Origin of the sequence: Plebeiibacterium sediminum (genome assembly GCF_026013605.1) — a bacterium.
Classification (GTDB): Bacteria; Bacteroidota; Bacteroidia; order Bacteroidales; family Marinilabiliaceae; genus Saccharicrinis; species Saccharicrinis sediminus.
In genome coordinates, this window is sequence record NZ_JAPDPJ010000114.1 from 1 (window position 1) to 8,707 (window position 8,707).

General features: G+C 31.3%; 15 protein-coding genes and 1 tRNA gene. 1 reads left to right on the forward strand and 15 read right to left on the reverse strand.

All coding sequences use genetic code 11. The features are described from left to right. Nucleotides 1–293: 293 nt before the first annotated feature. Nucleotides 294–722 (reverse strand): hypothetical protein, encoded by a 429-nt coding sequence (locus tag OM075_RS23560; protein WP_301193015.1) that lies wholly within the window; start codon nt 720–722, stop codon nt 294–296. A gap of 4 nt (nt 723–726) precedes the next feature. Continuing rightward, entirely contained in the window at nt 727–1,299 is a 573-nt protein-coding gene (locus OM075_RS23565) for an RNA polymerase sigma factor (protein WP_301193016.1), read from the reverse strand. 254 nt (nt 1,300–1,553) lie between these two features. Here OM075_RS23565 and OM075_RS23570 point away from each other — a divergent pair. After that, nucleotides 1,554–1,627 (forward strand) — tRNA-Met (locus OM075_RS23570). Nucleotides 1,628–1,767: 140 nt separating this feature from the next. Here OM075_RS23570 and OM075_RS23575 read toward each other — a convergent pair. The 13 genes from OM075_RS23575 to OM075_RS23635 all read right to left on the reverse strand — a co-directional run bounded on the left by OM075_RS23575 (nt 1,768) and on the right by OM075_RS23635 (nt 8,194). Continuing rightward, complete coding sequence (locus OM075_RS23575; protein WP_301193017.1) at nt 1,768–1,950, reverse strand: hypothetical protein; 183 nt, start codon at nt 1,948–1,950, stop codon at nt 1,768–1,770. Then, nucleotides 1,940–2,155, reverse strand: coding sequence for a hypothetical protein (locus tag OM075_RS23580; RefSeq protein ID WP_301193018.1), 216 nt, complete (start codon nt 2,153–2,155; stop codon nt 1,940–1,942). The genes OM075_RS23575 and OM075_RS23580 overlap by 11 nt, the downstream gene beginning before the upstream one ends. Beyond that, nucleotides 2,136–2,321, reverse strand: a complete 186-nt coding sequence (locus OM075_RS23585; protein WP_301193019.1) for a hypothetical protein — start codon at nt 2,319–2,321, stop codon at nt 2,136–2,138. The genes OM075_RS23580 and OM075_RS23585 overlap by 20 nt, the downstream gene beginning before the upstream one ends. Next, nucleotides 2,318–2,608: a hypothetical protein gene (locus OM075_RS23590; protein WP_301193020.1), complete on the reverse strand. Its 291-nt coding sequence runs from the start codon at nt 2,606–2,608 to the stop codon at nt 2,318–2,320. The genes OM075_RS23585 and OM075_RS23590 overlap by 4 nt, the downstream gene beginning before the upstream one ends. Nucleotides 2,609–2,673: 65 nt before the next feature. Next, nucleotides 2,674–3,270, reverse strand: coding sequence for a hypothetical protein (locus tag OM075_RS23595; RefSeq protein ID WP_301193021.1), 597 nt, complete (start codon nt 3,268–3,270; stop codon nt 2,674–2,676). Nucleotides 3,271–3,274: 4 nt separating this feature from the next. Continuing rightward, nucleotides 3,275–3,448: a hypothetical protein gene (locus tag OM075_RS23600; protein WP_301193022.1), complete on the reverse strand. Its 174-nt coding sequence runs from the start codon at nt 3,446–3,448 to the stop codon at nt 3,275–3,277. An 18-nt stretch (nt 3,449–3,466) separates the two neighbouring features. Beyond that, entirely contained in the window at nt 3,467–4,147 is a 681-nt protein-coding gene (locus OM075_RS23605) for a hypothetical protein (RefSeq protein WP_301193023.1), read from the reverse strand. Then, nucleotides 4,131–4,769, reverse strand: a complete 639-nt coding sequence (locus OM075_RS23610) for a hypothetical protein (RefSeq protein ID WP_301193024.1) — start codon at nt 4,767–4,769, stop codon at nt 4,131–4,133. The genes OM075_RS23605 and OM075_RS23610 overlap by 17 nt, the downstream gene beginning before the upstream one ends. A 1-nt stretch (nt 4,770) precedes the next feature. Next, the gene (locus OM075_RS23615; RefSeq protein WP_301193025.1) at nt 4,771–5,043 is read right to left on the reverse strand and encodes a hypothetical protein; all 273 of its coding nucleotides are present in this window, start codon (nt 5,041–5,043) and stop codon (nt 4,771–4,773) included. A 3-nt stretch (nt 5,044–5,046) separates the two neighbouring features. Next, nucleotides 5,047–5,394 (reverse strand): hypothetical protein, encoded by a 348-nt coding sequence (locus OM075_RS23620; RefSeq protein WP_301193026.1) that lies wholly within the window; start codon nt 5,392–5,394, stop codon nt 5,047–5,049. 196 nt (nt 5,395–5,590) lie between these two features. Then, complete coding sequence (locus OM075_RS23625; protein ID WP_301193027.1) at nt 5,591–6,229, reverse strand: hypothetical protein; 639 nt, start codon at nt 6,227–6,229, stop codon at nt 5,591–5,593. 33 nt (nt 6,230–6,262) lie between these two features. Further along, nucleotides 6,263–6,700, reverse strand: coding sequence for a zinc-ribbon domain-containing protein (locus OM075_RS23630; protein WP_301193028.1), 438 nt, complete (start codon nt 6,698–6,700; stop codon nt 6,263–6,265). A 129-nt stretch (nt 6,701–6,829) separates the two neighbouring features. Then, a complete protein-coding gene (locus tag OM075_RS23635; RefSeq protein WP_301193029.1) occupies nt 6,830–8,194 on the reverse strand; it encodes a tyrosine-type recombinase/integrase in 1,365 nt (454 codons plus the stop codon). Between the last annotated feature and the right edge of the window lie 513 nt (nt 8,195–8,707).

Consider the following 8,707-nt stretch of genomic DNA (forward strand, 5'->3'; position numbering starts at 1 on the left):
CTAATATCCTTGCAATTAAGAACGAATAAATATCAATATTTATTCACATTCACTGTTGATAACTAATGACTTATGATGTTATTAAGGATTAACTAATTAGGACAACTCTGGTGTTTGATCACTTCTTTTTTTACTAATTTGTATCATTTATATGAGTTATAATACGCTCTGTACCTTTGTGTCAGTGTTATTTTTTTCAACTATTGATTCGCATTCTTTTGTATACAATAGATGGTGTTGAAAAGATTTATGTGACTTCAGTAGTTTGCTTAAGCCTTATTTGATGTCAATAATCAGGTGGTTTTTATGGTTTTTGAAATCATTTTGTCCAGAATAAGAATCATTCCAATGCCAATAAAAATAATGTAAACCAGGCTGGGTATATGCGAAAAACTACTGCCAATTACCTCAAAGGTTTTGTTGAATGCTTTCAAAGATTCTGAAATATTTAAGGATTCAGCAATAGTTGTGCTTTGTTGTGTAGCATTTTTAAAATCGATTAAATAAACTAAGATAGCAGCACAAATAACACTTACTGAAATCCATATTTTATTTTTAGTATTTAATATGGATTTATGGGTTACAGGTTGTTTCGACCATTCCTGAAAAACCTTATTCATTGTGTTTTTTGTAAAATCCCCGGTAGGTTTATCTGGTGTAAAATCAGCGAATAGATCTTCCAGAATTTTATCCTTTTCTATATATTTTTGTTTGTCGTTCATAACCTTAGTTTTGTAATAAAGTTTTGGCCTCTCCGTTCATAATGATCTGCAGATTGTGATATAAATTCTTTCTGGCTCTATAAAGCTTTACTTTTACATTACTCTCTGTGTACGCTGTTAAAGTACAAATTTCATCGATACTAAGCTCTTGATAATAGTATAAAACCAGTAAAAAACCTTCATCTTCATTTAGTTTATTAATGGCAATTTTCAATATTTTCTTCTTATCGAGCCTTTCTAAATGATCTTGTTCGTAAGTGCCAAAATTTATATTTCTGTCTTCGTTCTCATCTGTAGATAACCAATTTTCTTTTTTTATTCTAAGTTTACTCAGCGCTGTTCTATAAATAATTTGATATAGCCAGGTGCTGAATTTCGATTTTCCTTTAAAAGTATCTAACTTTTTATAAGCCTTTACAAATGCATCCTGAGCAACTTCTTCAGCATCTTCTTTGTTTTTTGTAATACTATACGCCAAAGTAAAGGCCATATTTTGATAGCGGTTTACTAAAGAAGCGTAGGCAGATATATCTCCTTTCTTTATCTGATTAATTATTTTTTTGTCAGAATGATTCATCTGTTTTATTTGACGCCTGAGTTGCACTTCAAGTTACAGTTGATTTAAAAAAATGGCAAAAAATTATTTAGTGATATTTTTTTCAAAAAAAATGCAGATTGTAAATATCCGAAGATTAGGGTTGTAGTTTGTTTTGTGAAAATTTTTAATAAAAATATTGAAAAAAGATTTGTTTGTTCGAAACAAATGCCCTACATTTGCAACCGCAAAAACGAAATGAATGTTTTAAAGAAAACAACGTTTAGCAACAAAATGCCGAGGTAGCTCAGCTGGTTAGAGCGCAGGATTCATAATCCTGAGGTCGGCGGTTCAAGCCCGCCTCTCGGTACTTAAAATAAGCCACTTACAATTTGTTTTGTAGGTGGTTTTTTTATTTGATACATTTTTTCATACATCAGAGTAAAATTAAGACATAAAAAAAAGGATACTCATATTTGAATACCCTTTCTAATCTACTGAATAATTGTTTCAACAATTTTCTTCCAGAACTCTATTAATACGAATTATCTCGTCATCATCTACAAATAAAGGTTGTTCCCCAAATACAGAACTAAACAAGGCGTATAATTCGGATTTTATAAAATATCCGTTTCTTAATCCATTTAATAAAGCGACTTTCATTTCTTTAGTTAATATTATTTTATCTTTCATGTTCTAAAGGGTTTTTCATTGTGTCTAATCCGTGAACTCTTCTAAATTCGCTTATTGCTTCGTGTGGTTCGATTGGTTTACCTGTTCCGAGGTCTATAATAGTTAACGGTATTATTGTTTTTAGTTCCTCCGTTTCAAAATAACCTCTGGATAATGATTTAATAATTATTGACTTTGCTTTTTTATTATTTATTGGTATCCGCATCTTCTTTACTTTTGGGTTTATCTTCACTTGTGACTGATTTCATAAGCTCTTCAAAGTCTTGTCCATGCTTACTTTGAAACTGTTTATAATCTTCTGTTAAAAAATATCCTCGCTTCATGTCCGATAACATTTTTCGTTTTATTTCGGGTGTTGCTTCTACTCTCATGATTCAATATTTTTACTAAGTTCATCTATTATAGTGTTTAACTCATTTTCGCTTAAAGAATCAAAATTTATTGTTTGCTCCACAGCCTTTTGCTTTGCCACGCAATAACTCATAAACTTTTCAAGTATCGTAATTCTATCTTTAGGCTCTAAGGCTTCCAGATCGGAAATAATTGTTTCCCTATTGTCATTAATTAAATCGGTTAAAAACTCTTTTATTTGTCGATTGTCGGCGTTTGGAGTACCTTTTTTTCTTCCTCCAAACTTTTTACCTGTCGTATTTGCCATATTTAAACTATTTAAACTACTTTAGAATATGCCCAGACTATTAAGTCCAGGCGTTAATTAATTATTTATTCACCTGAACCATGTGCAAGGGATTTAAAATCTAGTAAATCATTTTTCATTACTAAATGAGCAAAAGCCTGAACAGGTGTACTTGCTATTCTATTAATCTTAATTAGGGAGCAAAACTTGTTAAATTCGTTTAGGGCTATTTCTTTTTGTTGATACAGTTTTATTTCGGCTTCGTTTGCTAGAATCTTTGAATGTTCTTGCCTTAACTTATCAAGGTAGCCCTCATTAAAATTGTATTCGCCTAAATCCGATACATTACCAAAACTTAACAACCTTTTTAATCCTGAATATTTTAAAATCAATTCATTTAATAATTGTTTGCTTTGCTCAAACTGTTGCTTTATGGCTTCTTTGCCAGTCATTAAGCGCACCGCTTTAATATCAGCGTTATAGGCTTTAGTTATTTCCTTCAAGGCTAGTTTACCATTGCTTAAAACAATATCTTCAAAGGTTTTTGTAGTTAGTTCTATTGCAAACTTATTTGATAATTCAAATTTAAGCTCTGGTACTTGTTTTGATAATTCAATTAATACTTTGCTATCTGCCTGAAACTTTGTTTCGTTGCAACCCAGATTAATACTTTTATTTTCCATGTGATTACTTTTTTAATTGGTTCAACTTCTTGTTATGTTCTTTTTGAATTTCCAAAGCCCTTTGTATTTCTGTTTTTGGCTCTTGGTTTTTAATACCATCTAATAATGCAAGCGCACCTGCGTTATTACCTTGTTTTAATAGCTCTCTTAAAGCTTCTGTTTGATTTTCTGTTAACATGATATTTATTTTAATTTATTAATAATTTAATTGTGCTATTCTCTTTTTCTCCTGACTTATTAAAGCCATGTTATCAAATAAACTTGGTGTACTTGTTAGCTTATTTATTGCCCTGCGTGTGTTGTTCCTGTCGTTATTTCGCTTATTAAAATCAACGGCACGAATGCGGTGTGCAATCTCTTCAAATCTCTTTTCTAAAGATTCTTTTGTGTAGTCGATATTCTTATAAGTTCTAGTGTTAAACCTCTCTACTAAATCGGTGTAAATATCGGTGTAAATATTGGTGTCATATTGGTAATAATATTTGATGTCGGATGCAGTTAAAAAACGCCCTTTTCGGTTGCTTATAATCTTTGGGTAATTGGTTACTTCGCATGACTTGATTTTGTTATCCTCTATTATGCGATTTGATACACTATTTAAAGGGTAATACTGCACCAAGTTTTCACTTTTAACCTTAGTTTGCAGGTCGGGCAAATTGCACCAAGTTTTTAAAAGCATATCCTTTTCAGTTACCATCAAATCTTTAATTTTATGGAATTGATATTGTCCGTATTCACGTACTATTTTTTGAAACTTAGATTTGTTATGTCTGTATGTATTTCGGTGCAGATTCTTATTGCTCCAATACCTTGAATTATTGCCTTTCTCCAATAGGTTTAAATCTGCTTTTTTAAGTTTGTTAGATAATTGTGTCATCGTAATAAATTAGGTCATCAAAACTATCTATAAGCACATTTAACAGGCTTTCAATTTTGTTCCTGTCTTTTAGGTCTGCCAACGTTCGTACATTGTATTTGTGTGCGAATTGCATCTTATCAAAGCGAATCTCTAACCTCAATAGATTATCTGTTAAGCTGTATTGTTTAGATTTAGAATAGACTTTAAATGTTAATTGACTATTGCGGAATTGCACATAACACTCTTTTTTACCTGTCCATCTTAAAGGCTCGATTCTATTCCATGATAAGAGGTTGTTTAAAAATCTATCAGGGTCAAAGTTGACCTTTATGTTTAAGCCTATTTCTAAGCCGTTTAATACATTATCATCTGGCTTTGTCTTGAATAGCTTACATAGTTCATCTATTGAGTTTGATACTTGGTCGAATGATAGGTTTATAGTGTTATCGCCATTGATAAAAGTTGTAAGGCTTCCAGATAAACGCATACGTCCATTTGTGTATGAAGCAATATGTAATCCTCTGTACAGTGCCGTTTCTTTTTCAGATAAAACGCCTGTTTTAGTGCTTACTATCGTTTTTGTATCTGCATCATCAGGAAATACACCTTTGAAGTCATTTATTTGAATACCATCTACCATACTAAAACAATTCTCTTATAGCACTATAATACTTAGCCCTGTGCTTACTAATTTTGCACAGTCGTTTATCAACTGCCATAATCTTATTTTCACGCTCTAGTTCGGCAATATGTCTATTTATGTTTGCTCTGAATATTCCTGTATATTGTTCAAGCATTAAGCTTGTTTGTGGATATTCACACAGAGCTTCATAAACTCTATTTTTCTGAATAGGATATTTTTTATCTTTGTCGTAATGGCGGGCTGTGGTGGTTCGCTTTTCTTTTTTCTGCATCTCTTAATCCTCCAATTTTAAACCTCGCATACTCTTACCATTCTCTAACCATAAGTCAATATGATTAAGATTAAATACCAATTCTTTAGAGTTTTTGTGCTTGATAAATGGAATTTTGCGAGAACTAACCATTCCATAAAGAGTTTGGCGTGCAGGTTTCTTTCCTGTTTGCTCCTTTAGATAATCTTGTAATCCTGTTAAATTTGTTTTTGTTGGTCTTGGCTTAGGAGGTGTCAGATTGTTAATGAAACATTCCATTAAAAGCTTTTGATTATGAATTACACTTTCAATTGCTTTTGGTAGGTTATTAAAGTTGACATCATCAAATGTTGCAAGCTGAATGTTTTCCATTTTTTTTATTTTTTAATGTGATTATTATTTCTTTTCTCCACATCAAAAATAAAAACAAGAATTACGTAAAAAGTTGAAAATCAGCATTATAATACGCAAGCATCGGGTGCGTAAACTATAATTATTCAATTGTATAAAAAGAAAAAAGCCCCTGATATTCAGGAGCTTCATAATGCGAAAGTATGGTGCGTATTTTTTATTTAATCCATGGAGAAAACTTATATTCCCAAATAGTATTCTTATCGTCAGCTTGACCGCTAGTTGTTTCTATTGAATTACCTTTTTTATCTTTAAAATATTTTCGAGCTAATGGCTTAATCTCTTTTGGTGATTGAAATATAAAAATCGTAAAATATCTTAATGCAGTTTTATTTGGATTTTTACCTCTATACTCTAACCATGTAATTTCTTTACACTCTTTTCCTCTCAACATATCAAAGAAATTAGTTTTTGAGGTTTTTATTAATCCTTCTTTTGTCGCATTATTATAAATAGTTTCTATTTGAGCATCTGTAAAAGTCGTACTAATTCCGATAAGACCAATTTCTTTATAGTTCTTTTCAGCGTTTAATATTGCCTCAAAATATCCTTTCTCCTTCCTTAATAAATCTAACATTTCGGTATAATACCAAGGATATGTATGTGGGTTGTTTTCTACCTTTTCAAATTCGTTTATTGCACGAATTACAAACTTAAATTTTTCTATATCTGATTTATCAGCAACGGCGTTCATTAATTTTTCAAACTCTCTTTTTGTGTTTGGTTTCTCCATTGCCTTTATAAATTGATATGTTTCGTCTGATATTTGTGTGTCAAAAGGTTTTTTACTTTCCATCTGATTATAAATTAAAACTATTATAGCAAAAGACTAAGAAATAATATAGGCATACAAAATAATGGCTATTACTAGAATAATCCAGAAAATAGGACTCTTCATTAATTTCCATTGAAATTCCTGTGAGGCTTTCTGTGCTTTTGCTTTTTCAATGCGTTTAGTCATGGCATTATCTGCATCTTCGCCTGGCAAAAACTTATGGCCACAATTTAAACAGGTAATTTGAACTTTATTACTTCCAATTGCTCCGGCTAATATCCCCACACCTCCTGCAAGCACAGCTCCTGCCACTGCTTTTCCTGCGCTAAATCCTTTTTTATTATCAGTAAGTCTTGTAGATTTACATTTCGGACATTTTAAGAGTTTCTCATTGGGAGTAGTTTTAGATTCTGATTCATTTGTTTTGGTGCCACAATGACTGCAAAACGCTACTCCTTCATTTATTTCTTTTCCACAATTTTTACAATACATAATTTCAATAATTTATTGGTTTAACTAATTGAAAACAAAAAATATAATAAAGCAAATTACTCTTTCTTTTTTAAAGCTGGACTGCTTTTAGTAAATCTAATAATAATTTTTTCTGCGCTGATTGAAATATTATCCAACTCCATTAATAATACTAACTAATTTATTTGCGGTTTTTTCTCTTTGCTTATCGTCAATAGATGACAAATACTTTTGCGTGGTTTTAATATCTGTATGTCCTAAATACTCGGATATTTCAGCAATAGAAACCTTATTGTTTTTTAATAAAGTAGCGAAAGAGTGACGGGCGTAATAGCTTGATATGTTCTGTTGTAAATCTTCGTCAAAATCACAATCCTTTGCAATTTTCTTTAATAGTTTATTTATTAGCTTGGTTATGCTCTTAATTTTTGCATAGGCTTGTTTTTCATCCATGTTATTATTTAGGAATGGAAATAGGTGTGCATCTTTATTTAATGTCAGCGTTCCATGTTTCCTTATGATTTCCTGTAATGGTTCAGTAAGTGTGATTGTTATATTTATTTCCTCCGGTGTTTCGTCTTTTGTTTTATATCGGGTAAATTCAATACTGTTGTTCTTAATATTGCCATGCTTAAACCTCAATATATCACTAATATTAGCACCGTTGCCGTATAGACTAAAAAGAAATAAGTTTTTATAAAGCTCTTCTTGTGTGCCCTCCCGGGTTTGGTAGTCTCTAATTGATTGTATTTGCCCAATGGTTAATGGTCGCTTTTTGTTAGTTGCTGTTTTGGGTTTGAATTTTCCCTCAAATGGGCTTTCGGCTTTTACACCCTCTTTGAGTGCTTTATTAAAAATCATTCTAATATTTCGCTCTTGTATTCCTATGGTTGAAGTGCTACTCTTCTTTTTATCCTGTAAATACTTTCTAAATTTTTTAAGCCATTTTTCATCAATATCAGCAATCATGATGTTTTTATATTTATTAAAGCCGATATGCTCTTTGGGCTGTTTACGTGAGTAGATCTTATTTTCAGCAAAATATTTAATATTGGTTAGTGTACCATTTAGTGAGCTGGCATAACCTAAACGATTGTCATCCTTTAGTTTCTTGATTTCAGCTTCAAAGGCCTTGTGCAAAAAATTGTATGTAGTTGTTTTACCCGTGAAAGCATCCTCAAACTTACTGAATGTAAAAACGGGCAGCTCCTTTATTATTGTGTTTGCTTTGGTTCTTACTTCTCTGTAATCATCAATTAAATTCTTAATATCCGATATTTTAAAACCTTGTGGCAATGTTAACCCGGCTTCCTTTATTTTTTCTTTACTATCTAATCCCATTGTAACTATCTCAAATTCTAATGGGCTTAAAAAATTAAGGCTTGGATTAGTTAATTCTTTCCTGATAGAATAGTATTTACGTTTGGTTTTATCGGTTAGTCTTAGTTTAACCGGGTACTTCCCATCCTTGTTTGCTGTTCGTGTATCTAAGTAGATAGCTGGTATAATTGCCATGGTATTTTAGTTTATGTATCAATTTTGTTATTTGATACATTTTTTGATACACAAATATAGTAAATATTTGATAAGTTTAGAATAAGTATAAATAAGAATAATTGATGAATGCCATTAATATCAGCGTTCATAGATAGGTTTTTGATAATATTCTACTTTGTAGGAAAAACGTTAAGTCATGATTCATAATCCTGAGGTCGGCGGTTCAAGCCCGCCTCTCGGTACTAAAAGAAAGCCATTTACAGAAATGTAAGTGGCTTTTGTTTTTTATGGGATACACAAATCTTGTAAACTCATATCGTTTTACCTGTTCCTGTTTTCTATAACTCGCCAGTGCTTGCTTTCTTAAAATAGGAGAGTAGTGAATCCACAGATAAATTTCCTGAATTGTTTTGTTTTTTTACTTTTATAAAAGTAGACACTATCAACCGACTAAAGTCTGGATATTAAAAATTATCTTCTGTAACGCCCATAAACAGGGCGTTCGTTTTTTAATTAAAAATCAGACCCCAT

Bases quoted from the DNA above. Each gene is read 5' to 3' on its own strand.
- OM075_RS23560 (WP_301193015.1), bottom strand. From the start codon at position 722: ATGAACGACAAACAAAAATATATAGAAAAGGATAAAATTCTGGAAGAT.
- OM075_RS23565 (WP_301193016.1), bottom strand. From the start codon at position 1,299: ATGAATCATTCTGACAAAAAAATAATTAATCAGATAAAGAAAGGAGAT.
- OM075_RS23575 (WP_301193017.1), bottom strand. From the start codon at position 1,950: ATGAAAGATAAAATAATATTAACTAAAGAAATGAAAGTCGCTTTATTA.
- OM075_RS23580 (WP_301193018.1), bottom strand. From the start codon at position 2,155: ATGCGGATACCAATAAATAATAAAAAAGCAAAGTCAATAATTATTAAA.
- OM075_RS23585 (WP_301193019.1), bottom strand. From the start codon at position 2,321: ATGAGAGTAGAAGCAACACCCGAAATAAAACGAAAAATGTTATCGGAC.
- OM075_RS23590 (WP_301193020.1), bottom strand. From the start codon at position 2,608: ATGGCAAATACGACAGGTAAAAAGTTTGGAGGAAGAAAAAAAGGTACT.
- OM075_RS23595 (WP_301193021.1), bottom strand. From the start codon at position 3,270: ATGGAAAATAAAAGTATTAATCTGGGTTGCAACGAAACAAAGTTTCAG.
- OM075_RS23600 (WP_301193022.1), bottom strand. From the start codon at position 3,448: ATGTTAACAGAAAATCAAACAGAAGCTTTAAGAGAGCTATTAAAACAA.
- OM075_RS23605 (WP_301193023.1), bottom strand. From the start codon at position 4,147: ATGACACAATTATCTAACAAACTTAAAAAAGCAGATTTAAACCTATTG.
- OM075_RS23610 (WP_301193024.1), bottom strand. From the start codon at position 4,769: ATGGTAGATGGTATTCAAATAAATGACTTCAAAGGTGTATTTCCTGAT.
- OM075_RS23615 (WP_301193025.1), bottom strand. From the start codon at position 5,043: ATGCAGAAAAAAGAAAAGCGAACCACCACAGCCCGCCATTACGACAAA.
- OM075_RS23620 (WP_301193026.1), bottom strand. From the start codon at position 5,394: ATGGAAAACATTCAGCTTGCAACATTTGATGATGTCAACTTTAATAAC.
- OM075_RS23625 (WP_301193027.1), bottom strand. From the start codon at position 6,229: ATGGAAAGTAAAAAACCTTTTGACACACAAATATCAGACGAAACATAT.
- OM075_RS23630 (WP_301193028.1), bottom strand. From the start codon at position 6,700: ATGTATTGTAAAAATTGTGGAAAAGAAATAAATGAAGGAGTAGCGTTT.
- OM075_RS23635 (WP_301193029.1), bottom strand. From the start codon at position 8,194: ATGGCAATTATACCAGCTATCTACTTAGATACACGAACAGCAAACAAG.